This is a genomic window from Candidatus Krumholzibacteriota bacterium, from assembly GCA_034520215.1.
Taxonomy (GTDB): domain Bacteria; phylum Krumholzibacteriota; class Krumholzibacteriia; order Krumholzibacteriales; family WJIX01; genus JAGHBT01.
The window spans coordinates 847,039-871,913 of sequence record JAXHNR010000001.1 but is presented as its reverse complement, the minus strand read 5'-3'; the positions used below and the strand labels follow the sequence as shown (position 1 = coordinate 871,913).

General features: G+C 44.4%; 17 protein-coding genes and 2 tRNA genes. 3 read left to right on the top strand and 16 right to left on the bottom strand.

Annotated elements, in window-relative coordinates; all coding sequences use genetic code 11:
• Window positions 1-57: 57 nt before the first annotated feature.
• The 11 genes from dnaE to U5O15_03620 all read right to left on the bottom strand — a co-directional run bounded on the left by dnaE (window position 58) and on the right by U5O15_03620 (window position 13,363).
• Window positions 58-2,817, bottom strand: a complete 2,760-nt coding sequence (dnaE, locus tag U5O15_03670; protein ID MDZ7859758.1) for a DNA polymerase III subunit alpha — start codon at window positions 2,815-2,817, stop codon at window positions 58-60.
• A gap of 178 nt (window positions 2,818-2,995) precedes the next feature.
• Window positions 2,996-3,068: transfer RNA gene (locus U5O15_03665), tRNA-Lys, on the bottom strand.
• A gap of 243 nt (window positions 3,069-3,311) precedes the next feature.
• Window positions 3,312-4,592 (bottom strand): adenylosuccinate synthase, encoded by a 1,281-nt coding sequence (locus U5O15_03660; GenBank protein MDZ7859757.1) that lies wholly within the window; start codon window positions 4,590-4,592, stop codon window positions 3,312-3,314.
• Between the two features lie 282 nt (window positions 4,593-4,874).
• On the bottom strand, window positions 4,875-5,285 hold the full coding sequence (locus U5O15_03655; GenBank protein ID MDZ7859756.1) for a hypothetical protein: 411 nt from the start codon (window positions 5,283-5,285) through the stop codon (window positions 4,875-4,877).
• A 129-nt stretch (window positions 5,286-5,414) separates the two neighbouring features.
• A complete protein-coding gene (locus U5O15_03650; GenBank protein ID MDZ7859755.1) occupies window positions 5,415-6,551 on the bottom strand; it encodes an aminotransferase class V-fold PLP-dependent enzyme in 1,137 nt (378 codons plus the stop codon).
• 43 nt (window positions 6,552-6,594) lie between these two features.
• Window positions 6,595-9,012 (bottom strand): endopeptidase La, encoded by a 2,418-nt coding sequence (gene lon / locus U5O15_03645; protein MDZ7859754.1) that lies wholly within the window; start codon window positions 9,010-9,012, stop codon window positions 6,595-6,597.
• A 59-nt stretch (window positions 9,013-9,071) separates the two neighbouring features.
• A complete protein-coding gene (gene clpX, locus U5O15_03640; GenBank protein MDZ7859753.1) occupies window positions 9,072-10,322 on the bottom strand; it encodes an ATP-dependent Clp protease ATP-binding subunit ClpX in 1,251 nt (416 codons plus the stop codon).
• Between the two features lie 63 nt (window positions 10,323-10,385).
• Window positions 10,386-10,997 carry an ATP-dependent Clp endopeptidase proteolytic subunit ClpP gene (clpP, locus tag U5O15_03635; protein ID MDZ7859752.1) on the bottom strand — a complete coding sequence of 204 codons (612 nt, stop codon included), beginning with the start codon at window positions 10,995-10,997 and terminating at the stop codon, window positions 10,386-10,388.
• Window positions 10,998-12,305 (bottom strand): trigger factor, encoded by a 1,308-nt coding sequence (tig, locus tag U5O15_03630; GenBank protein ID MDZ7859751.1) that lies wholly within the window; start codon window positions 12,303-12,305, stop codon window positions 10,998-11,000.
• 49 nt (window positions 12,306-12,354) lie between these two features.
• Window positions 12,355-12,439, bottom strand: a tRNA-Leu gene (locus tag U5O15_03625).
• 141 nt (window positions 12,440-12,580) lie between these two features.
• Window positions 12,581-13,363 carry an enoyl-CoA hydratase-related protein gene (locus tag U5O15_03620; protein ID MDZ7859750.1) on the bottom strand — a complete coding sequence of 261 codons (783 nt, stop codon included), beginning with the start codon at window positions 13,361-13,363 and terminating at the stop codon, window positions 12,581-12,583.
• 169 nt (window positions 13,364-13,532) lie between these two features.
• On the opposite strand from U5O15_03620, the gene U5O15_03615 reads away from it, so the two are divergent.
• Complete coding sequence (locus U5O15_03615) at window positions 13,533-16,163, top strand: glycogen-binding domain-containing protein (protein MDZ7859749.1); 2,631 nt, start codon at window positions 13,533-13,535, stop codon at window positions 16,161-16,163.
• A gap of 112 nt (window positions 16,164-16,275) precedes the next feature.
• Window positions 16,276-16,449: a hypothetical protein gene (locus tag U5O15_03610; GenBank protein MDZ7859748.1), complete on the top strand. Its 174-nt coding sequence runs from the start codon at window positions 16,276-16,278 to the stop codon at window positions 16,447-16,449.
• A gap of 69 nt (window positions 16,450-16,518) precedes the next feature.
• Here the strand turns inward: U5O15_03610 and U5O15_03605 are convergent, their stop codons facing one another.
• A complete protein-coding gene (locus U5O15_03605) occupies window positions 16,519-19,362 on the bottom strand; it encodes a M6 family metalloprotease domain-containing protein (GenBank protein MDZ7859747.1) in 2,844 nt (947 codons plus the stop codon).
• Window positions 19,363-19,404: 42 nt separating this feature from the next.
• Complete coding sequence (locus tag U5O15_03600) at window positions 19,405-19,998, bottom strand: hypothetical protein (protein MDZ7859746.1); 594 nt, start codon at window positions 19,996-19,998, stop codon at window positions 19,405-19,407.
• Between the two features lie 574 nt (window positions 19,999-20,572).
• On the opposite strand from U5O15_03600, the gene U5O15_03595 reads away from it, so the two are divergent.
• The gene (locus U5O15_03595) at window positions 20,573-22,126 is read left to right on the top strand and encodes an acyl-CoA carboxylase subunit beta (GenBank protein ID MDZ7859745.1); all 1,554 of its coding nucleotides are present in this window, start codon (window positions 20,573-20,575) and stop codon (window positions 22,124-22,126) included.
• A 121-nt stretch (window positions 22,127-22,247) separates the two neighbouring features.
• Here the strand turns inward: U5O15_03595 and U5O15_03590 are convergent, their stop codons facing one another.
• The 3 genes from U5O15_03590 to U5O15_03580 form a co-directional block, all read right to left on the bottom strand.
• On the bottom strand, window positions 22,248-23,099 hold the full coding sequence (locus tag U5O15_03590) for a 3-hydroxybutyryl-CoA dehydrogenase (GenBank protein ID MDZ7859744.1): 852 nt from the start codon (window positions 23,097-23,099) through the stop codon (window positions 22,248-22,250).
• 60 nt (window positions 23,100-23,159) lie between these two features.
• A complete protein-coding gene (locus U5O15_03585) occupies window positions 23,160-24,341 on the bottom strand; it encodes an acetyl-CoA C-acetyltransferase (protein ID MDZ7859743.1) in 1,182 nt (393 codons plus the stop codon).
• Between the two features lie 127 nt (window positions 24,342-24,468).
• On the bottom strand, window positions 24,469-24,870 hold the full coding sequence (locus tag U5O15_03580) for a cobalamin B12-binding domain-containing protein (protein MDZ7859742.1): 402 nt from the start codon (window positions 24,868-24,870) through the stop codon (window positions 24,469-24,471).
• Window positions 24,871-24,875: the final 5 nt, after the last annotated feature.

Sequence of the window (24,875 nt, the reverse complement as noted above, 5' to 3'; positions counted from 1 at the left end):
GGACTGATGCAAAATATCAATGGAAGGCTTAATTGTCAACCAGAAAATAAATTATAGTTACTCGTCATCGAAAAGTGAAAACTGGCCTGGTTTTTCCTCTCTTTTGCTATTCTCATTCCGCGGAGATTCAGAGCCGGAGGGATTCTGTATCTTTTTCCCTTTATAGATCATCACGCATTTATCTATCATTGAAGTTCTGTCAGGATCGATGCTGTCGAAGAAACCTTCTTCTATCATCCCGCAGACAGTCATTTCAGGGATATCCGCAAGACGCCTCAGGAAATCGTCAAGCCCCTTAAACTCTCCGTCTTTTCTTCTTTCTGAAGCGATCTGTCTGACGGTTTCAATATCTATTCCTTTATAATTGCTTAAAGGTGAGCGTATATCCAGCCCTTCGGCAGTGTAATATTCACAGCTTGAATTTATATCCGGAGGCAGAAGCTTCCCTCCCCTGCTTTTAAAATAATCGGCGCATCTTTTGAATTTGTCGGGAGAATTCCCGTAAACACTTAGAAGAGCCGCGAAATAGTGCTCGAAGTAGTGAGTTTTCATATAGGCGCTTCTGAATGTCAGATAGGCCTGCGAGCAGCTCAATGCCTTATCATGAGTGTACTTTATATTCTTGATGAGAAAGTCGAAGATCCGGTCACCCTTATTTTCACTGATTCCGTTCTCCATCGCTCCTCGGATAAAATTCAGCCTCGCCTTCATCAGAGCTCCCGAATCTCTAGTCTTAAGCGCCCTTTCAATCTCAAAAGCTGTCTTTCCCCTTAATCCGGCGGACAGCTCTATTATTTTTCTCACCTGCTCGATAAAGAGCAAAACCCCTCTTGTATCCTTTAGCGCCTCGGCGAGAGAACTGTCAGGAAGCTCTACTCCATCCCCTTTAGACCCGTTATCTACATATGTCTTCCAAAGACCGCCCTCAAGGGGAGCAGGCCTGTAAAGAGAAAGCGCGGTTACAAGTTGATTGAAATTCCGCGGGGTTATTTTTCTTAGAATATCCCTTACCCCCCGGCTTTCCAGCAGGTAGACCCCGGTAGTGTCCCCTGAAGATATCATATCAAAAGTATCATTGTCGTCTAGGGATATATCCTCTAATTCGGCAGGCATCAACATCTTGTCACCTTTTACAGGTGGTTTCTCAAGGTGTATCTGTCTTATCGTCTCTACAATAGCCGAGAGAACGTGAGAGTGGTGTAATACAAAGGTCCACCCACCCAGATGATCAACTGTATATCTGTTACACTGCAGAAAACACTCTCCGGACGGCAGGTATATACGTGTAATTTGTCTGCCGGTGCCTTTTGGAAGAATAAAAACACGTGAGGAGTTCATATTAAAATGACAGATCTTTCCCTTCAGGATTCCAGCCAAGTGCAGCGCCCTTCTTACTAAATCACTCTGGCTGTAAAGGGTCCTTAACGCTGGTGAACTTTCGAGCATGGCCTGCAGGTCTTTCTTTTTCTTAAGTTTCGGGATAATATTTTCAAGTTCGCTCTGTATATTCTTTCCCGCCTCAAGCGCACTGCAAACTTCCTGTATAATCTTAGCGTATGACATCTCCTCCCGCGACACCTGGTAATAAATCGACGAACCGGGAATAAGAGATGATATGATATCGAAAATCAACTCCCTCTTTCCATACGCCTTTATAAATTCAATTTGCGGCAGAGACAACCTGTCCGATGAACAAAAACATTCAAAAACAAGTCCGTGCTCGAGTGGATTAAGCATAGTTATTCCTAAAAGATAGGCAATAAAGCTCTCCTGCAGGCTTCCGCCTACAACTTCCAGCGCCACACCTTCTTCCCGGCATTTTTTTAGCAGTTCGGTAAGAAAGAGAAGGAATCCGCTTATCTCTTCTCTCTCAACAGATTCTAGTTCTACCGCCAGATTATTCTCGAGACTTTCAGCTATCTCTCCCCCTCTGACCGAGAAGCACCGGCGCAGCTGGCTTCTGCATTTCTCTTCAAGCTTCCCCTTTGGATCTTCGATTGAGTTTATTCCCAGACTGTAACCGTATCTAAGTTCAACATTACATCTTCGGGATATCCGGGCGGTAAGATCGATAGCATCTCTCACCGTATAAAAGAAAGGCTCGAGCTCTTTTTCCCCTTTAAGATAATATTCATCCGCGGCCTCTTTCTCTTCCTTCCTTTTCTCGCCCATCTCAATAGAGCGGAGCATAAAATACCCATCGGCGTCATCAGGTGAAATGAATCTGTCATTATTCGTTACCACTGAAGGTATGCCCATCTTCTTTGAAAACCTCGAAAAGTTTTCGCAGATAAACCAGTCCTTCTCGGTATTGTGATTCATCAACTCCAAAAAGAGGTTATCGCTGCCGTAGAAGCTGGACAGTTTTTCCAGAACCTCTTTTACTCTTCCCTGATTTCCGTGCAGGAGGGCCTGGGCGGCTTCTCCGCGGGTAGAGCCTGTAAGGGCGATTATTCCTTCGCTCCTCTGGGCCAGCTCCTCTGCCGTTACATATTTTGAATTCTTTTTAGCATAGTGCAGAGCCGCGAGAGAAACGATGTTCTCATATCCGGTGTCTGTCTCCGCTAATAATGTCAGGTGATACAACCCGTCTCTTTCGGAAAGGGATTCGTGCTGGATCTCGAGACCAAGTATCGGTTTTATCCCGGCTTCACGCGCGAGCCTGTAGAACTTATGATGCGCGTAGGTATTCCAGCAGTCGGTAACGGCAACTGCCCCGAATCCTTTTCGGACAGACTGCTCGATTAGCTCCTCACAGGTCAGCATTCCCCTGTAGGGACTGTTTATAGTATGGACATGGAGGGGAACATACGCCAATTTATATTACCCCTTTCAAGAAAAACCGCAATATCTTCCTTAGATAGTGCAGGAGGGGAAAAATCTAATCAATATAAATATTTAATAATTGGCGTTAAAAAAAAGAGGTGGGGGATATATGACTCAGGTGTAATGCTATGGGTTCCTACCCTCTGAAACAGTGTTGTTGAAATTAAAGTGGGCCGCCCAGGACTCGAACCTGGCACCACCTGCTTAAAAGGCAGATGCTCTGCCGGATGAGCTAGCGGCCCCTGTTTATTACTGCAAGACGTTTGAGGAGCGAAGATCATCCTCCGCTTCACTCGCCCGCCGAAGACGCCTTTGAAAGTTAAGCGCCCGGATCCTTCTGTTATTCTTCCTGCTTCTGTTAAAACTTTCAATCCTGACGATAAAAGTTAATAATAGAAACCGCTTCTGTCAAATAGTTAGAGAACTTAGGTGCTTTTATTTTCACATTACGGCCTTAAAAAACACAGCACGGCTTCAAACTCCGTCTATCTTTCTCTTATTATCGTTTCATTCCTTTCTGGGCCTACTGAGATAACAGTCGCGTGAACATCGAGTTCTTTCTCTATTCTTTCTATATAACTGCGCGCGGCCGCGGGCAGGGCTTTATACCCGCCTGCGGAATCTATTTCCTCGTCCCAGCCCTCCACCTCTTCATAAACAGGCTCGCATTTCTTCAGCACATTGAAGCTGGTTGGGAAATAGCTGATCCTCTCTCCATCCACTTCGTATGCCACGCATATCTTTATCTTTCTCAGCCCCGACATCACGTCAAGTTTGGTTAATGCTATTTCTTCGAGGCCGTTTATTCCAGCTGTGTATCCAGCCGCTACAAGGTCGAACCATCCGCACCTTCTCGGCCGTCCGGTTGTTGTTCCAAATTCGTTGCCCTTCTTCTGTAGATACACCCCCTTCTCGTTATACAGTTCAGTGGGGAACGGACCATTTCCAACACGTGTCGTGTAAGCCTTAAAAATACCTAACGATCTGTTTATACTCGACGGAGGTATTCCGCTGCCGCTTATTGCACCCCCGATAGTGCAGTTGCTGGATGTAACGTAAGGATATGTTCCGTGGTCTATATCGAGAAGCCCCCCCTGAGCGCCCTCCAGCATTATCCTCTTATCTTTAGAAACCATGCCGGAAATCATCGGATGAGTGTCTGTTATAAAACCAACGAGAACATCCCTGATATTCACTATATCAGAAGCTATCTTTTCAGGTGAAAGAGCGGGAGCGTTGTAAAGCTCGAGTTTTTTGTTGGCATACTCAACATTTTCCGAGACAAGATCGAAGAGTTCTTTCTTTTCCAGCTGGAAACTCTCCATCCTGATACCCCGTCTTGAATGTTTTTCGGAATAAGCCGGGCCGATTCCTTTGCCGGTACTCCCGATACATCTCTCTTCGAGGTCACTTTCGCTGAGATTATCAATAATCTTGTGATACGGCATAACCATATGCGCCGAGGAACTTATAAACAACTTGCCCTCTGTATCTACTCCACTCCTTATGAGTTCATCTAACTCCTCTATAAATGAGAAGGGATCTATCACCATTCCATTGGCAAGAATCGCCGTTATGCCGGGATAAAGAATCCCCGAAGGTATCTGATGAAAAGCAAACTTCTTGTCACCGGAGACAACTGTATGTCCGGCGTTAGCTCCCCCCTGAAATCTTATAACCACTTCATGTTCGGACATAAGAAAGTCAACAATTTTCGCTTTACCTTCATCTCCCCACTGCCCTCCGACTATTACCGTAGCAGACATAACCCTCCTTTTATAATCAATTATTCAATCCGTAGGGAAGTCTATTTAAAAATGACTGCCGATGCAACATCTTTCTAGTTCATTACTTTAATATTATCGCCGGCAGGTGCTGAAAATTATTGATTGTAATTCTGAGAAAGCACCCTCTTGCGAGAATTCAGAGGGCGCAAAGAGCGCTTTCTTCCTGAAACTTAACATTAAGAAAAATAAACCAGCCCCATAAAAAAATCCCCCTGAAGGAGATTTCAACTTGTAATAATATTATCCGCTCAATTAGAGCTTCTACCTGTCCTTATAAAGACTCTTTATTACACCCCACGTTTTCTTAGTAATTGAACTCGGCTTATCGAGAAAGTCACCCGGATTGCTCCTTACTTTAGTGTTCTGAGTAATCCCGTCTCCATCCTCATCCCCTATTTCTATACCATTTTTGTGGCCGTCGCCGTCAGAATCCATGTCGGCCAGATCTTCGTCCCACGTGTCCCCGTTCGTGTGAAAATCTGTTCCGAAAGGGTTCAGTTCAGCGCTGCCGGTTACGGGACCTGAGGTTTTATGGCATATCTCACATTTAAGGTCCTCATAGACGGGCAGTTCCAACATAAAGTTCTCACTCCCCGTAAGAAGACCAAATAATAAGGATACCGCGATAAGCGCTATTAATACTAAGCGTCTTATAGGTGCCTTTAGATACACCTATACCACCTCCAGTATCAATTTTACCACTTAAGTGTCAAATCTGTCAAGTTAATTAATACCCCATATTTTTTCTCTATAGGACCTCATCCGTTAATATTACAACAGACAGCCCCTAGAAGCTGAACTTCAACTAAAAATATCCTTCTGCCCCTCTACGGCAAGCATCTCAGCTACCGCGGCGTCTAAGTCCACGGCAACCCCCTCGGACGCAAGCAATTCTCCTATTTTCCGCACCGCGTAATCTAAACGTTCCCAGCTGCAAAGGCCGGTAAATCCAGTTCTTATTATTTTTCCCTTCAACTCTTCCTGTCCACCCGCAACTATTACGTTGTATCTTTCGGCGAGGGTTTCAACAAATTTCCGGCTGTCAGATCCGCCGGGCATAAGCACCGCTTGAACGGCTGACGAGGGACATTCTGAAATGTTGATAAGATTAAGACGCCTGTATGCTGAATTTATCGCTCTGGAAGATTCTCTGTGTCTCCTTCTCATTTCAGACCACCCGTAATCCTCCTGGACCGAAAGAGAATAATGAAGCATCTGAACAGACTGAATAGCCGGTGTAAAAGGTGTATCTCCGTTTTTTCTGCCCCTTTCATATCTTGGCAGAGAGAAATAATACAAGGGCCTTCTGCATTCTCCGGCAAGCTTCATCGCTCTTTTGCTCAAAGAAACAGTTCCAACTCCGGCCGGAGAGGCAAGGGCCTTCTGGCCTGCCGAAACGACAATATCTATTTCCCACTTATCCATCTTGATATCTTCCACACCGAGTGAAGCGATCGCGTCGACCAGCAGAAGGGGCCTCTTTCTTGGAAGAGCGGCGGAGAATTCCCTGAGGGGGAAAAGTGTTCCCGTTGACGATTCCACGTGTGTAACAGCCACACACTCAGGGTTTACCCTTTCTATCTTCTCTAACATCGCGGGGATATCAAACTTCTTCCCGGGCTCAAAACGGAGACTCTCGACCCGGCAGTTATAAACATCAAATATCTCTTCCCACCTCCTTCCGAACTTTCCGCCGGAGATGACAAGAACACGCGATCCGGGACGGGTTACATTAACGGCGGCAGTCTCCATAACGCCGGTACCGGAAGCTGTAATAACATAAACCGGAGATTCCGTTCCGAGAACCACCCGAACCATCCGTTCAATCTCTATAATTAATTTTCTGAATGAATCTGTTCTATGATGAGCGGAATAAGCCTTCTCCAGAACAGAAGGGCGCAAATAAACGGGCCCGGGAGAAAGCATAACCTGATTCATAAATCCCTTACCCCATGGTTATCGCAAAGCGTCCCATGTTCTCTCAATTTGCCGATTGAGAAGGCTGTCTCTTGAACAAACCTCCCGTTCTATGCCTTCTCTTAATTCCCCAGGAAAGCTTTTTTGTAAGAACATGCGGCAAAACTTCATCCATGGAATCAACAACTGTTATCTTTATATTATCTTTTACCTGCTTTGGAAGCTCCTTGATATTCTTCTTGTTCGCCTTCGGAAGAAGCAGTGTTTTAACACCGGCTCTAAGAGCTGCCACGGATTTCTCTTTTATTCCGCCTACCGGAAGGACCTTGCCTCTCAGCGTCATCTCTCCAGTCATTGCGACATCTCTGCGGACAGGTATGTCAAAGAAAGAAGAGATCATGGCTGTCGCCATCGATATTCCGGCACTCGGTCCGTCCTTTGGAATCGCCCCTTCGGGAACATGCACATGCAGATCGACAGAGGAGAAGAAATCATTGTCCAGATTCAGCAATCTCGCTTTATTTCTGGCATAACTTAAGGCTATTCTGGCCGATTCCTTCATAATATCTCCCAGCTGTCCGGTAAGTATTAACTCCCCTTTCCCGGGCATAAGTGTAACTTCGATATTTAAGATTTCTCCGCCGGATTGTGTCCAAGCCAGTCCGGTTGCCATTCCCACAGTCATTTTCTGATCGATTTCGCTCTCCTGATATGAAGGGATACCAAGATAGTCCGGCAAATTCTTCTTTGTAATTCTGACGGTTCCGTCAAAATCATCCTCCGCTTCGGCAATTTTCCTGGCAACCTTTCTGCAAATTTCAGCAATCTTCCTTTCAAGTTCCCTTACTCCCGACTCCCTGGTATAAAACTGTATTATATCACGCAGAGTAGCGGGAGTAATATTCAACTGCTTTCTCTTTATTCCATGCTCGAGCATCTGTTTCTTCATCAGGAATCTCTTTGCTATTTCAATTTTTTCATACTGCAGATATCCCGGCAGACGGATAATCTCCATTCTGTCCCTCAGCGCGGGAGGTATAGTATGCAAAACGTTAGCTGTAGTAATGAACATCACCTTACCAACATCAAAATCAACCTCAAGATAATTATCTATAAAATTTCTGTTCTGCTCCGGGTCGAGAACCTCAAGAAGAGCGCTCGCGGGATCGCCGCGGAAATCAGCGCTCAGTTTGTCTATCTCATCGAGCATGATAACGGGGTTCTTGCTTCCGGCTTTTTTGAGCATCTGTATAATTCTTCCGGGCCTTGAACCTATGTATGTCCTCCTGTGACCCCTTATCTCAGCTTCATCCCGGATACCCCCGAGGGAAAACCGCACAAATTTCCTGCCTATAGCGTTGGCGATCGATTTCCCGAGAGATGTCTTGCCGACACCTGGAGGACCAACAAAACAGAGAATAGTGCCCTTAACCTCTGTGGTAAGTTTTACCACGGAGAGAAACTCAAGAACTCGCTCCTTGACCTTCTTTAATCCGTAGTGATCGGCGTCGAGCCTCTCCTTGACCTTTTGAATATTGAGGGCGTCTTCCGTCTGCTTATTCCACGGCAGAGATGTCATGGTATCTATGTAATTCCTTACAACCGTAGCTTCAGGACTCATCGGAGACATCATTTTAAGCCTATTGAGCTCCTTAAAAACAATCTTTTCAGCTTCCCGGCTCATCTCGGCTTCTTTGATCTTCTCTTCTATTTCGTCATTTTCACTATACTTATCACTATGCCCCAGTTCGTCTTTTATCACTCTCATCTTTTCATGCAGAAAAAGTTCTTTCTGACTCTTCTGAACTCTCTCTGTCACTTCGTCATCGATGCCTTTCTCAAGCTTGAGTATCTCGAGCTCTTTTGTAAGTATGCCGATAAGGGTAAACATCCGTTCATTTACCAGGCCCGTCTCAAGAAGTTTCTGCTTTACATCGTTCTTTACGATAAGATGGGCGGCTATGCTATCAGCAAAAGCTGAAGGTTCATCGATTGATTTTACGGCGAAAAGCACCTCATTCGGCACTCTCTGATTCATCTTTACATAATCTGTAAAGAGGCCTTCTACTTTTCTGTGAAGGGCCTCAAGCTGTTTGTTGTCCTTTTCGACTTCGAGAATCCTCGACACCCTTGCCGAGGTGTGGTTTTCCCTTTCCAGATACTCGTCAACACTTACCCTGCTTACCCCTTCGAGCATCACCTTTATAGTACCGTCGGGGAGACGGAAGAACACACCAATTCTAACAATAGTTCCCACGGTGTATAGATCATCGTATTCAGGCTCATCTACTACAGGGTCCTTCTGGGTTATTACAAGAAGTAGTTTGTCAGACTCAATCGCTTTTTCAACCGCGTTTACTGAAGGCTGGCGCCCGACTAAAATAGCAGTCGCCATCGAGGGAAATATCACAACATCCCTTAATGGTATTATCGGATATTCCGCGTCTTTTTCGTCCATCTTTATTTCATTGTCTTCTGCCATGACACTCCATCTCGGTATCTGTTTTTATATTCAAATTGTTTTTTATTTTTAATTATCCTCTAAGCCATCCTCTTATTTCCCGTTCTGTATATCAGTTCTGGATCAGTCCGCTTTTCTATTGTATCTTCATTTATAACTACTTTCTTGATTTCAGGAGTCGATGGTATATCAAACATGATATTCAGCATTACACCTTCAAGAATAGACCTCAACCCTCTCGCGCCCGTCTTTCTTTTAATAGCAAGCTTAGCTATAGAATGTAATGCTTTTGTAGTAAATTCAAGTTCAACATCCTCCATTTCAAAGAGCTTCTTGTACTGCTTGATAAGGGCGTTCTTAGGTTTAATCATAATATCTATCAAAGCATGTTCATCAAGATTATGAAGTGTTGAAACAATGGGTATCCTGCCGACAAGTTCAGGAATAAGTCCATATTTGACAAGATCTTCAGGTTGCGCATGACTCATTACTTCATTGAGATGTTTTTTATGATCAGGCCCCCTGTCAGCCTCAAAACCAACTACTTTCCTCCCTATTCTCCGTTCTATAATCTCTTCGAGCCCCTGAAATGCTCCCCCGCAAATAAAGAGTATCTTAGTTGTATCTATTTCGACAAACTTCTGCTGCGGATGTTTTCTTCCACCCTGGGGAGGCACATTGGCAACGGTTCCCTCGAGTATTTTCAAGAGAGCCTGCTGAACGCCTTCACCTGAAACATCACGCGTAATAGACGGATTCTCGCTCTTTCTCGCGATCTTGTCCAGTTCATCGATATAGATGATACCTCTTTCTGAAGCCATCATATTGTAATCCGCGCTCTGAAGAAGCCTTACGAGAATGTTCTCGACATCCTCACCCACATAACCGGCTTCAGTCAAGCTTGTAGCATCGGCTATGGCAAATGGAACCTCGAGAAAACGGGCCAGCGTCTGGGCAAGGAGGGTTTTACCAACTCCCGTGGGACCGATCAAAAGAATATTGCTCTTTTCAATATCAACATCATCCGTATTTTTTTCATGCCTGATCCTCTTGTAGTGATTATAGACACCAACGGCGAGAGATTTCTTGGCTTCTTCCTGTCCTACAACGTAAGAGTCAAGACTTTCCTTGATTTCCTCCGGCAGCGGAAAATGGTCCTGATCTTGAAATACCGAACCGACCATCTCCTCTTCGAGAATATCGTTGCACAAACGGATACACTCATCACAAATGTAGACCGAAGGTCCGGAAACAAGTTTTGCGACTTCATCCTGTCCGCGTCCGCAGAATGAACATTTAATCGAACTCGGTGTCTGTGATTTTTTCTTCATAAATTCACATCCTTATATCCAATCATCCTTATTTAATTATACAACAGTTTTACCCTTTTGTTCTCATTTTTTTGAATTATTCTTGGATGAAAGAACCTTGTCAACTACTCCATACTTTAAAGCTTCATCAGCTGACATAAAGTAATCTCTGTCTGTATCCTTTTCTACCCTCTTTAGCTTCTGTCCCGTATGCTTCACGAGTATATCGTTTATCTTGGATCTAAGCTTGAGTATCTCATTGGTATAGATCTCTATCGTACTGGCCTGCCCCTGTGATCCTCCAGAGGGCTGATGGATCATAACTCTGGCATGTTCAAGCGCCGATCTCTTACCCTCTGTGCCCGCGGCGAGGAGAACCGCGCCCATACTTGCGGCCTGCCCCATACAAATTGTTGATATATCACATGATATATACTGCATGGTGTCATAAATAGCCAGTCCGGCGGACACAACACCACCCGGAGAATTAATATAAATAAAGATATCTTTTTCGGCATCTTCCGCCTCGAGAAAGAGAAGCTGCGCGATTATGGCATTAGCCATATTATCCTCGACTGTCTGGCCGATAAAAACAATTCTGTCTTTTAAAAGCCTGGAATATATATCATAACTTCTCTCTTCACGGCCCTTTGTTTCGATTACAAAGGGAATCGGTATATTTTTAATCCTACTCATTTAAGACTCCTTCTTTGTGTTTTTTTCTTCCCCCAGAATAATTTCAAAAACCTTCTTTTCGAGTAAACTTCTCTTAAGATTGTTATACTGCTCCTTATTCTTAAGAAAATAGTTCTTTATATCCTCCATAGAGTGCGAGCTGCCTTCAGAGATAGATTCTATTTCTCTGTCAACGCTCTTGTCATCAACGGATAATTTTTCTTTGCGGATAATATGATCTATCAGAAAATACCTCTTGATATTTCTCCTGGCTATCTTGTCAAGAACCTCGTCATGCTCCTTTTTCTCCTTCTCTCCTTCCGGAACCGCTACTCCTCTCGACTCAGCTTCCTCTTTCATAGATTCTTTGTAGCGCTCTATCATACTGGAAGGGATTTCAAACGGGTTTGCTTCAATAAGTTTATCAATAGCCTCTTCCTGCTTTTTCTGCATTGCTTCCTTATGTTTTTCCTCGATTAGACGTTTTGCAATGTCCTTCTTGAGGTCATCGAGGGATTCAAAACTCTTATCCATCTTCGAAGCGAAATCGTCATCGAGTTTAGCTGGATGCTTTTCTTTTACTTCCTTAACTTCAAACCTGTAGTTTATCTTTTTTCCCGCGAGCTCTTCAGGTTTATAATTATCCGGATAGGTTATCTGAACATCCTTTTTATCACCCGCCTCGCACCCTTTCAATTCCTTCTCGAAATCAGCGAGAATCTGGCCCGCGCCAAGCTGAATGGAGTAGTCGCTGACCCGTTTCTCTTCTTCTTCATCTCCATTTTCATCCAGAGGAAGATAATCTATTACTACAACATCTTCATTATCACAGGTTCGATCTACTGTCTCGTAGTCAGCGTAGCGGTCACTGAGATTCTCCAGAACACGTTCTATATCTCCCTTTTCAACTTCAACCTCCTTCTCTTCGACCTCGATCCCTCTGTAATCGTCTAATTCTATTTCCGGCGCGACCTCGAGTTCCACGCTGAATGTGAGAGGTTTATCCTCTTCAGTAACCAGATCCTTGAAAACTGGCTCGCCGATCGGCTGAAGGTTCTCTGAAGCAACCGCATGGCTGTAAGCCTTGGGAATTATCGATTTTATAACCTCAGAATGTATCTCGTCGGAAAAGCGTTTTTCCACCATGCCTGGCGGAACTTTACCCTTTCTAAAACCGGGCAGGGCAGCTTCCTTGACAAAACTGTCGAGAACCTTCCCTCTCTCTTCCCTGTACTCATCCTGATCAATTTCTATCGAAATGATTCTTCTGCAGTCTTCTTTTTCATCGACGCCAACCTTTATGCTGTCTTCATCCATTCTTTTCTCCATTCTGAATCGAATTGAATCATATTTTCATGTTCGGTCGGAATATATTTCCTGGTGCGAGAGGGGGGATTTGAACCCCCACGAGTATGCTCACTGGATCCTAAATCCAGCGCGTCTGCCAATTCCGCCACTCTCGCATATTTGGCAATCCTATAAGTTGCTTCATATCAACCAGATTTAAATTATCCAATTACGCATACTCACAAGCGTTGCAACTTAAAATAATATCTAACAGATCGAAACGCAATAATCAATCGTGGCGCATCTCGTAAGCTGTTCTATTTCCCCTCAAACGAAGGTTTTCTTTTCTCCAGAAAGGCCTTCATCCCTTCCTTCATATCCTCAGTCGCGCATGTCATAGAGAATAGATTCGTTTCGATTCTGCAGCCTTCCTCAAATGAAACTTCTACTCCGTGATTTACAGCCTCCATACACAATTTAGTAGCGAATGGGGGTTTGCTTAGCAGTAATTCTGTAAAATCATCAACCTCTTTCTCAAGCTCATCGCTTTTTACAATCTTGTTTACGAGACCCAACTTGAGAGCTTCCTTGGCGCCGATCACTCTTCCAGTCAGCAGGAGTTCCATCGCGATTCCGCGCGGCAGCAGCCTGGTGAGTCTCTGTGTACCCCCGTAACCGGCAATTGTTCCGAGATTTATCTCGGGCTGGCCCAGCTTCGCGTTCTCTGTAGCTATCCTTACGGTAGCAGCCATAGCGAGCTCGCATCCTCCGCCAAGGGCAAATCCGTCTATAACAGCCACAACCGGTTTGCCGAGATTCTCTATCAAATTGCAAAGTTTATGACCGCGTGAAGAAAAGTTCTTACCTTCGATCATATCCAGAACGAGAAGTTCTTTTATATCGGCGCCCGCGGCAAAGGCCTTTCCGCCGGCTCCCGAGAAAACAGCAACCCTTATATCATCATCCTTCTTTATCTCGCTGAAAGCCTCACTAAGCTCAATGACTGTCTGAATACTCAGAGCATTCAATTTATCCGGACGGTTGATTATAACCTTTGCAACCGCGTCTTTTTTTTCCAATTTTATACATTTAAAACCCATTTATTCTCTCCTTTCCTTAATAATTTGATAAAGTGGCACATACAATGCTTTTCATAGTAATTAACTAAATTACAGCAATTTTCGTTATTTCTTTTTACACCATTTATATATGTTTTTCAATCTTAAACATAAATTTCTTCTCGCGGCTACAATAATATTCTCGGTGCAAATGGCATTTGCTTCCTCCGATTTGTACTCCGCGGATGATAGCCTGCATATAAAACAACAAGTTATATCTTTTCTGCAGAGCGGGGAAAAACTCGAGAATATTCCTGAGTCGCACCTTCTAAGTCCTCTTAAAGATATTCCGGCTTTTGCGATTACCTCATACTACCTACTGGAAAACGACCCCGCAATGCTTAAAAGGTTCTACCCTCAAATATCACAGCTGGTTATAAATAGATTCAGCAGCTTAGAAACAAATAAATCCGGACTTCTTTTCGGTACTGCCGGTATAAATAACAAAGAAGGTGTTTATCTCTCTCCCTATACGAACTCACTTGGAAATCTTGAAGTCTACACACTACTGCTTATCTCTTCCAGAATAGGCAAACACGCCGACGCTCTTGAATACTTACTATGGACATATCAATACTCAGACCTTATAACAGAAACCTTTTATGACTACAACAGGGATTCCTTCTTTCCACTGGACAAAAACGGTTATTTTATCCGGACATACTCGCCCGAGCTTTTAATCCCCCTTGTTCTAAATAGAAAACTCGACCAGATTACAAAGGAAAGAATCACAAATAATGTATTTTCCAGGTGGAAAAACTCTTATGGAAAAGAATCGGCGCAATTTCTTGAATCTCCTCTTCAAAGAGCACTAATTATCAATCTGCTCTCATTTCTCGACTTCTTTCCCGGTTCAGAAAGCTGCAATACTCTTCTTTCTGAGCCACAGAACAGAGAAGGGGCGGCTCCAAGCTCTCCTGAGGGAAAATTAAGAGACATGCTCCGGATGAAAAGAGACTCAGGGAATATCTTCATTAAGGACTGGACTGTAATAGCATCTATGGTTCATCTTCCGGCGCTTCTTAAAGAGAAATCTCTAGTTGATGAAAAAAGGATCAATTTGATTATTTCAGAGGTCAGCGAAGTGCGGCAATCTCTCCGCGGCGCTAATATGAGCTTGGATTCCTACATAGAATCAATTTCGACTATAAACCATCTCTTGTCAGAAATGTCACAAATCTCTTCTGTGCTTGATTCAGGGGAGAAACTCTGGAAAGTAGTCGATGAATCAAGATGGGATAGTCTGTCTCCAAAACTTAGAAGAGTTATCGTTAAATCATGCCGAATATCGACCGTGGAATTAATGCGCGCGAAGGCTCAACTTTCTGAAAAACTTTCAAAGGATGATTCATTTGAACTTAAGGTTCATTTCCCACCCTCCCCTATAATCAAAGGAAATAGAATTAACTTTAAGTCCACGCTTAAAACCCTTGATAATAATGCTGATATAAAAAGAGTAATTTTTCAGATTAATGGTAACAGGTGGGAAATAGGCAAGATCGGATTAACCCCTTTAAAGCCCAGTGGAAAGGCGCTTACATTCACGGAATCCTTTTCACTTCCACCATCAGCCGAACCGGGCATTGTGGAACTTCCTTTATTTATCGATTTTATGACTGGGAATAAAAGGGTCGAGATTCACAAAAGGAGAAGCCTGACTATAAAAGAAGGAATTGAAATAACACTCAATTACCCCGAGGGGAAAAGACTCAGAAAGAATTTGCCCTTAAATCTTATTCTGAGATATAATCCCGCCTATTCAATTCAGGGAGTTCTGAAAGGAACATTCTGCGCGCCCTTGTACAGCCAACCTGAACTTCCCGCTGGATTCCGAATTAGTAAGGAATCGAGTATAACTAAATTGCCCCTTACCATTTCATACCCGGATTTTCTGCCGCCCGGCAAATTCCCCTTTTCACTCAAGGTGATTATAGGCGGTAAGTCAGTAGCCAAGTTCAATGATATTCTTACAAACCCTTCGGACTGGATTCATCTCGGCCCCCTATCGGGTGAAGACAGAATTCTAAAAAACGGCTCGCGGTATCAGGATCATATAGGCGACTCTCATATCGGAAGCAATAAAGAGCTTATTTATTGGAATAAAGTCCCTTACGGCGCCGTGGGTAATAACGGAGAAATTTTTCTGCAGCGCTTGTACAACGGAAATTCCGGCGGCAACTGTCTTCTTTACACGATTATGAAACTGAAGAACAAAAAGGAAGCCTTTTTCCACATCGATACCTCAAACAAAATATCACTGTGGGTAAACTCAAATAAGATATTTTCGGATATTACTCCGGATAATACAATGGCAAACATAAAACTGAGTGCTGGAAAGAATTCAATTCTCATAGCCGCAAGCTGGGATAAGTCACCCTCTCATATATCCTTTGAAATAACAGATAAAAGCGGGCGGCCGATCGCCGGAATGGAAAACACAATCAAAGGGCTTACCCTTAAATACGCGAACATCAATACCGGCGCAGATAAGAATAAAAAAAGTCATGAAAGTTCAGGAAGTCCAAAAGAAATATTATTCTCCCTTTCGAGAAAGGGGTGCTCGGAAATATCGGTTATAGGTTCTTTCAACAGCTGGAATCCTGAAATAAATCCAATGAAACAAGTCGAAGACGGCAAATGGGAAACAAGAATAGTTCTTTCGCCGGGAAAACACACTTACAAGTTCCTGATCGACAATAAACTGAGAATCAGCGATCCCTCTCGCGTACTTGAGGAACCTGACGGTTTTGGTAAAAAAAATTCAGTTCTAGTGGTCAAATAAATCCTCGGGAGGGCTTTAAAACTCCATCTTAATCACATCAGGACATTCCTCTGAAAATAAGAGCAATATTTTAGTGACGGCTTAACTATCAAGTAATTACCCATAATAATAAGTGGAATTGATATTTAGTTTCTATCCGGCTATTGGTATTGTCAAAAACGCCGTCTATTCCCCCAGCGAGGAAATAGCGTCTCCCGCTCTTAGGGCCCGCTCTTTCCCATTTCCTTGGGGGAAATGGGAAAACCATGCCCGCTCGTCTTCCGAGAGGGTTTTGAAATACCAATAGCCGGATATACAAAGGAACGTTAAAAATTGGGGAAACTCCAAAATCACATAACTTGAATGAAATAGGCAATTATCTTAAGATCACTATCTTTATAGCTTCTCGCTTACCAGACGCGTCCAACACGGAAAAATATACTCCGGGTGTAAAAACGGCAGGGTCGGCTTCAAAAACAACTCTGTTATATCCTGCCTGGTAAAATTTTTCCGCGATACTATCTACTTTCCGTCCCAACGCGTCGAAGAAAAGTATCTTCGCCTTTCCGCTTTCGGGCATGAAAAATTGGAAAGTCGTCGATCTTTCAAAAGGGTTCGGATAATTCTGAAAGAGAGTCAGTCCCATCTCTTCGATTCTGTATGGGCCCGGAAACACAATAGGTTCACTTACAGAGCCCGAGAAGGAAACGATCTTATATGAATAATCTCTGTCCGGCTGAAGCTCTATATCTCTAAAATGAAATCTGCCGCTGTCGCTAAAGAGTGTGTCAGGAGTCACTATAACAGTATCACTGTATCCGGTCCTCATTCTGTATACAAGTGCCCTGAAGGGGGTATCACCCTCAACCACCCACTCTATATCAGCAAAATAAGACTTTATCTGAATCTCCGCGTAAGAATAGATTGAACTTACGGTAACCGCGTCATTCAATACCGCGGATTGTCCATCTCCGTTTAGTATATTAAGAGACCAGGAGCCGCCGTAGAGTTCATCGGTATTAAATTCCGCTATAACCCTTCCTTCACCGAGCCAATTAACATGGCGGGCCTCGATATACCCCGTTTGAGCTAGTAGACGGCAGTCTGTTGGAGGCAGAATATTTTCTCCGGAGATATCTAGATAAAACTCTCTGTTACTATCATTCTTCATAACTGTATCGGGGGTTACCATTGATATCACAGGCTCGGGACTGCCGGCCCTGAAAAAGGCTTCAATATATCGGTAACCGGACTTAATATCCCGTATACTGACCGGTGTTACAAAGCCCCCGTTACTTCTGCTGTCGGGTGTTGTCTCCGATGTGAAAGACCTACTGCCGGTTGCTCCCGGAAACGGGTCAAACTCATCACCGTAATTATCTCCAGAAAGAATATCGTAATCACCGTCCGCCTCTTCAAGAACCACACCCCTTGCCTGCTCGTTAGAAACACCTCCGCTGTTCTTAAGTTCTGAATAGGCAATTGAATTTTCAGCGTGCCAGACCAGCAGTCCTTCTCCGGGCAAATACCTGTCAAAACCCCTTCGGTCTCTATATGAAACGAGGAAGTATTCTGAAGACAGGGAGTCACGCCTCCACCCGCCCGCGTCATTCTCGAAATCAGAATAATAATCCAGGCCTCCGCCCTTTACAGATATATTATCTATACTGAAAGCCCGGCAGCCGTCAGAATCGTACCCTCCGTCTTCATCACTATTATTGAAATCTGACAAAAAGAGAAAACGCAGAGTAAAGTCAGACTGCCCCTCCGCAAGATAATCGGACAGAACAATCATTTCATCCGGGTAAAATATTCTGCCTGTGTAAACGGCCAGGGTGTCTGTCTCTCCGCCGGCTTCTAGAAGTGTATATCCAAAATCATACCCCTCCTCGAGATCCGCCTTAACGGCGTAGGAAAGTGAGCAGGGTGAAGAATTGCTAAGACTGAACTGCTTCGTCATGGATTCTTTCCATCCGTTTCCATATCCGGCGCCATAGCCGTCAGGCCACCCTCTTACCTCCGCCTCCCCTTCACCGCAAGCGCAGAGAAGAGAATAACTGTTCTCGCCCTGACCGCAAAACCTTCTTTTAAATCTGGCGTCCGGCAGGTTCATTCTTACGACTTCTCCAGATAGCGCCACAGGTTCAAGCTTTATCTTCCGCTCTCTCCAGCCGACATCGATTACATCGACCCATCCCAGCTGCTGCTTCGACCAGGCGCACGGATGAGCCGGAGATTCTGGATGTTCAACAGCTCCGCGTCCCATAATTCCCCAATTCCCTATACCAGAACCGAGCCCTGTATCATAAAGATCGGGAAGTCCAAGCATATGCCCCAGCTCATGACAGAAAAGCCCAATCTCTATCAATCTGTCTGAATTGCACGACACTGTCGGGCCTATTATATAATCCTCAATCAGTATACTGCCGCCGTTCGCGGACTGGTCATTAGTGGCAAGAGGGTCACCGCCCTCATTCCAGATTGAGAAGCGCGCGGAATGAGACCACATATGATTTGTTAACCAATCGCATTCCGCTCCTCTCGTCGGTGTAACAATGACCAGAATATCAACAAACCCGTCATCGTCGCCGGAATTGGGTATCCCGTCAGGGCCGTCATTATCATAATTACCAAAGTCAACATAAGGGTCAACGCCCATAACGGTATGTGAAATAAACTCACCGGTTCTGGATTCAACCGGATTGAGCCCCCAGTTTTCAAATCCACCTGTATAGTATACCTCTGAACCGGATAATGGAACCCAGCCGTACACATCCCCTTCCACATTCAGCAGCCCGAGAGAAACTTCATCATAATAATCATTCATAGTACCAGTCTCTGTTGGTCCACTAAAGAGCGCTCTATGGAGAAGGACAGAATCAGCTGAAGTCCCAACTGTATAAACCGAATCGCTGTAAAGCCCCATTAACACCGGAATATTCAAATCTCCCGATATAACACCCCTCTGCGCGTCATTTGCTCCTGAACCATAAGTAAGAACCTGCCTGCCTGAGGCGCCTTCTCTTCCCTCGAGCATTTTTCTGTCCGCCCACCTGTGCTCTAAGACAAAAAGTTCTTTATTTTTTTCCAGTAAATTAATGACAGCTCGAGGGAATCGGCCGCCGTTTCGCGGAGATACAACTCCGCCCTCCACAGTTCTGACGATGGCCAGAACTGAAATGAAAAGGAGCAGAATTATTCCGCTATACCTTTTTTGCATAGATTTTGACCTTAAACACAAAACGCATTTCCCGTTCAGCCTCTAGGGATTTACAACCGCCTTGTAGGAAGCGGCTCTTATTTCAATATTCGCGTCACAATCAACTACACCCAGAAAATCAGCTTTTTTATCGGGTAAAATAGATATAACCGCGTTCTTCAAACTATCATTAACCCGGAAAGTAAAAGTATGCAGAAGAAGGTTAGGGCCGGAAACACATGGAAACGCCTCGCTTATTCCTTCCTTAATTCTTCCGAGAGTCAGATTTCTTTCCTCGTAATAATCGTCTGAAACGAGTTCAACCCCTTCAGGCAGGCTCAGCCTCCACTGAACAGCATTTATACTCTTCTCTTCAGGGTATTTGACAATGAGATAACCTTTGAATTCTTCTTGGTCATCCTCAAGGGTAATTGTCCTCTTTTTTGCTTCTTTATCAAAGTAAACACCAAAACTGATTTCCTCGGAAGTATACGAAAGAATTTCCTCTTTCTCTCCCTTTTTGATATTGCTCTCTTGCTTGCCGTCAGACTTTGAATCAAGTTTTGCCGAACTATTATCTTTATCAGAACATGAAAAGATGAAAAACGCTATAGCAAAAAGGGCAACAGTCACAAAAAGAAGTTTATGCAGCTTCATATTCAACTCCCATATAAAAGTGTGAATTACAACTTGCAGGATCCGGATCTAAATACAAATAAACGTGTCAATCGTTAGAGAAAAACCGCGGATCTGCCTATTATACTCTTCTTTTAATATTAATACCAGAACATGGAAAAAACAACAGAATTAATTGTCTGGGACCATCTATAAAGCTAGAACAAAAGCCGTTATAACGAATAATATCCAATGGTTAGCTTTACCTCTAAATGGAATAGATTTTTGAAACATTATTTTTATGCGTTGATTGTTTCCTTAAAAAGCACAAAGGAGGGCGAGCGGGCAAGGATTTCTGACCCGAAGGGGGAGAAAGAGCGAGCCCGAGGCGGGAGAGCCCGCAGACTTGCTCGGCCGGCGAGTAATTGACCACGATTTTGAAAATATCAATCAGCCGCATACTGTTACAAATCATCGACTACCTTATAGGTTATAAAAATTGGGGAAACTCCAAAATTTATTCCGATTGACCAATGAGGGGATTTTCCCCTATTATAATTTACGCACGCGGATATAAAATTTACTGAACCGAAAGATCTCCCAGGGGGAGGGAAAATTGGAATCGAAAGAAGAAAAATATAAAAAGCTAAGAGAAAACAGAAAAAAAGTGCTCCTCGCGGGAGGAAAAGCCCGTATAGAAAAGATCCACAGCTCCGGACGTCTTACCGCCAGAGAACGTATTCATATTTTATTCGATGAGGGAACTTTCCAGGAAACCGGCGTTTTCGTTACCCACCGTTCAACATGGCCGGGAATGGAAAAAAAGAAAATAGTCGGTGACGGCGTTATATGCGGATATGGATTGGTAAACGGAAGACACGCTTACGCCTTCGCCCAGGACTTCTCCGTTCTCGGCGGGTCTCTAAGCGAAGCCAACACCCGTAAGATTACCCGGCTGCAGGAAAAGGCTCTGGAGAACGGCGCGCCGATAATAGGAATGAACGACAGCGGGGGAGCGAGAATCCAGGAAGGTGTAGCGAGCTTGGCGGGAGTCGCGGATATATTCCTCAGAAACACTCTTTCTTCCGGTGTTGTCCCTCAGATTTCGGCAATAATGGGACCTAGCGCGGGAGGAGCGGTTTACTCTCCCGCCCTTACAGACTTTGTGTTTATGGTCGAAAACACGAGTCATATGTTTATTACGGGGCCCAATGTTATAAAAAAAGTTACACATGAAGATATATCTCAGGAAGAACTCGGGGGCGCGGTTACTCACAATACCAAGAGCGGGGTAGCTCACTTTCTAGCCGAAGATGACGAAAGCTGTATCGATATGATAAAGACACTGCTTTCTTTCCTTCCACAGAATAATCTGGAAAACCCGCCCGTCTCAGCTTCCAGCGACAATCCCGCTCGCACAGAAAAGAAATTGAATAAAATTATCCCTAATGATCCGAGAACCCCTTACGATATACTCAAAGTCATTGAACTTATCGTCGATAACGGTCAATTCTTTGAAGTCCAAGCCCTTCACAGCAAGAATGTAGTTATCGGACTAGCCAGAATGAATGGACACGTTGTAGGAATAGTCGCCAATCAACCGGCTCATCTTGCCGGAGTTCTCGACATTGACGGCTCAATCAAGGCCGCCCGGTTCGTAAGATTCTGCGACGCTTTCAACATTCCCCTTCTTACACTGGAAGATGTGCCCGGCTTTCTGCCGGGAACTGACCAGGAATGGCAAGGTATTATTAAACACGGCGCTAAACTTATTTTCGCCTACTGTGAGGCCACGGTCCCAAAACTCACCATTGTGACCAGGAAGGCATACGGCGGGGCGTATTGCGTTATGTCCAGCAAACATATTCGTTCAGATTACAATATTGCGTGGCCCACGGCGGAGCTCGCGGTTATGGGGGCTGAGGGCGCGGCAAACATCTTATACAGAAAAGATATCAAGAACTCAGAGAACCCGGAAGAAAAACTGGAGGAAAAGATAAATGAATATGAAAAAGCCTTTGCCAACCCTTATATAGCCGCCAGTATGGGTTACTTAGACGATGTAATAATGCCTGAAAACACAAGACCTATGATAATTCAAGCCCTTGAAAATCTGCTGAATAAAAGACAGGAGCTGCCTCCTAAAAAACACGGTAATATTCCGCTGTAGGACTATACCGCGCTTCAGGGGGGCTTACAGGGAAACTTCCATATAAAAGAATGCCGCGGCGGTCTCTTAACCTCTTCTTGCAATAAAGTACTTAAAGGTATCCCCGCGAGAGAATGGCTAATCAGTCATATTCGTAAAAACCGTGACCTGTCTTTCTCCCCAGATGTCCCGCCTCGACCTTCTTGACAAGAAGCGGACAGGGCCTGTATTTAGGATCTCCAAAACCGTCCTGAAGAACCCTTAGAATATTAAGGCATATATCAAGACCGATCAGATCCGCGAGAGCGAGCGGTCCCATAGGATGAGCCATCCCAAGTTTCATTACTCCGTCGATGGCTTCCTTTTCAGCAACACCCTCCATAAGACAGAAGCAGGCTTCATTAATCATGGGCATGAGCACTCTGTTTGCTACAAATCCCGGATAATCATTAGCTTCAAGAGGAACCTTCTGAAGTTTTTTACTAAGTGATACCACCTTATTTGTCGTCTCGTCATCTGTAGCTAAGCCTCTTATTACCTCGATCAGTTTCATAACAGGCACCGGATTCATAAAGTGCATTCCTATAAACTTCCCGGGCCTTGACGTCTCAGAAGCAAGGGATGTTATTGATATAGAAGAGGTGTTACTCGCGAAGATGACATCGCTGCCGCATAGAGAATCAAACTTTCTGAAAATCTGAGATTTAGCATTGAAATCTTCGAATATAGCCTCGACGAGAAAATCACAATCCGAGGCATCTTCGGCTTCAGTAACTGTCTTTATCCTGCCCATGATGACATCTATTTCTTTCTCTTCTATTTTCCCCTTTTTGGACATTCTTCCGAGGTTCTTCTTTATAGTTTCCACCGCCCGCTTCAGAAACTCCTCTTTTACATCCAGCATTGTAACTTCGAACCCGTTCTGCGCGAATACCTGAGCGATTCCATTGCCCATTGTACCCGCGCCCGCGACCGTAACCTTTTTTATATTCATATAAACTGACCTCCCGTAGAAAGAACGCTTTTATTAGCTTGCGATAAATTTATTATAGTCCTATATCATCTCAACGCTCAGAGCGACAGCGTTTCCTCCTCCGAGACATAGAGTCGCTAAGCCCCTGCCGCCTCCCGTTCTCTTCAGCGCGTAGAGAAGAGTAACGAGTACTCTTGCTCCGGAACACCCGATGGGATGGCCTAAAGCCACAGCTCCGCCGTGAATGTTAACCTTGTCGGCATTCATACCCAGCTCTTTAATAATAGCGCACGGCTGGACAGCAAAAGCTTCATTGAGTTCAATTAGATCAAAATCGTCGATTTTCATCCCCGTTTTATCAAGGAGTTTGGAAACCGCTACCGTCGGAGCCATCATAACCCACTCCGGATCCATTCCCCCTGTAGCATACCCTGTTATTCTGGCAATAGGTTCCACGCCCATATCCTTCGCTTTCTTGTCCGTCATAAGGGTCATAGCGGAGGCGGCGTCACTTATCTGCGAAGAGTTACCCGCTGTCAGGGTACCTCCCTTTTTAAATACAGGTTTGAGTTTGGAGAGAGCTTCCATATTGGTGTCTGAACGCGGGCCTTCATCCTTATCTATTGTTACAGGTTCGCCTTTGCTCCTGGGCACAGAGACAGGAACTATTTCCTCGTCAAACCAGCCTTCCTCGCGGGCTTTTACAGCTTTCTCGTGACTTCTCAGAGAATATTCGTCCTGCTGCTCTCTTGAAACACTATACTTTTCAGCTACGAGTTCTCCCGTATTACCCATATGAAAATCATTATAAATATCCCACAGTCCGTCATAAACCATGGAGTCAACCAGTTTGCCGTCTCCCAATCTATATCCCGTTCTGGCTTTTCGTAGAATATACGGAGCATTACTCATACTTTCCATGCCTCCGGCTACCACTATCTCCTCATCACCCAGTTTTATTGCCTGAGCGCCGAGTACTACCGCTTTAAGTCCAGAACCGCAAACCTTGTTGATTGTCATAGCACCTACCGATGTTGACACTCCTCCGTAGATAGCTGCCTGGCGGGCGGGGTTCTGTCCTAAACCCGCTCCGAGCACCGTTCCCATAATCACTTCATCAACCTGCTGACCATCTATACCTGCACGCTTGATCGTTTCAGCAACCACCTTGCTGCCCAGCTCAGGTCCGCGTAGTTTCGAGAGCCCTCCGCCAAATTTACCTATCGCTGTCCTTACAGCCCCTGTTATAACTACTTCACTCATCAAGATTTCTCCTTTCACACATTCAGCGATACCCCTTACAATATCGCTTATAAACAATTAATAAGTTACTTTAAGTATATACTATTAATGCTTGTTATATTGGTATTTATAGTTGTTATACCTGTTGCTATTTCTCACCTCCAAACTCCGCCTTCAGAAAATCGATAATTTCTTTCGTATTAGTCCCGGGGCCAAAAACCTTCGCGACACCTGAAGATTCAAGACTTTCTATATCCTCAGCGGGGATAATCCCGCCTCCGAAAACCATAATATCATCGGCTCCCTTTTCCTTGAGCAATTCGATAACTTTCGGAAACATCGTCATGTGAGCTCCGGATAAAATACTTAGTCCTATAACATCAACATCCTCCTGAACCGCTGATTCCGCGATCATCCCGGGGGTTTGATGAAGACCGGTATAAATAACCTCCATTCCGGCATCTTTCAGAGCATTTGCTACAACCTTCGCCCCTCTGTCATGACCGTCAAGACCTGGCTTGGCAACCAACACTCGGATCTTCTTATCCATCTCTG

Coding starts and splice junctions, on each gene's coding strand:
- U5O15_03660 (MDZ7859757.1), bottom strand. CDS start 4,592: ATGTCTGCTACGGTAATAGTCGGAGGGCAGTGGGGAGATGAAGGTAAA.
- U5O15_03650 (MDZ7859755.1), bottom strand. CDS start 6,551: ATGAATCAGGTTATGCTTTCTCCCGGGCCCGTTTATTTGCGCCCTTCT.
- lon (MDZ7859754.1), bottom strand. CDS start 9,012: ATGGCAGAAGACAATGAAATAAAGATGGACGAAAAAGACGCGGAATAT.
- clpX (MDZ7859753.1), bottom strand. CDS start 10,322: ATGAAGAAAAAATCACAGACACCGAGTTCGATTAAATGTTCATTCTGC.
- clpP (MDZ7859752.1), bottom strand. CDS start 10,997: ATGAGTAGGATTAAAAATATACCGATTCCCTTTGTAATCGAAACAAAG.
- tig (MDZ7859751.1), bottom strand. CDS start 12,305: ATGGAGAAAAGAATGGATGAAGACAGCATAAAGGTTGGCGTCGATGAA.
- U5O15_03620 (MDZ7859750.1), bottom strand. CDS start 13,363: ATGGGTTTTAAATGTATAAAATTGGAAAAAAAAGACGCGGTTGCAAAG.
- U5O15_03615 (MDZ7859749.1), top strand. CDS start 13,533: ATGGCATTTGCTTCCTCCGATTTGTACTCCGCGGATGATAGCCTGCAT.
- U5O15_03605 (MDZ7859747.1), bottom strand. CDS start 19,362: ATGCAAAAAAGGTATAGCGGAATAATTCTGCTCCTTTTCATTTCAGTT.
- U5O15_03600 (MDZ7859746.1), bottom strand. CDS start 19,998: ATGAAGCTGCATAAACTTCTTTTTGTGACTGTTGCCCTTTTTGCTATA.
- U5O15_03590 (MDZ7859744.1), bottom strand. CDS start 23,099: ATGAATATAAAAAAGGTTACGGTCGCGGGCGCGGGTACAATGGGCAAT.
- U5O15_03585 (MDZ7859743.1), bottom strand. CDS start 24,341: ATGAGTGAAGTAGTTATAACAGGGGCTGTAAGGACAGCGATAGGTAAA.
- U5O15_03580 (MDZ7859742.1), bottom strand. CDS start 24,870: ATGGATAAGAAGATCCGAGTGTTGGTTGCCAAGCCAGGTCTTGACGGT.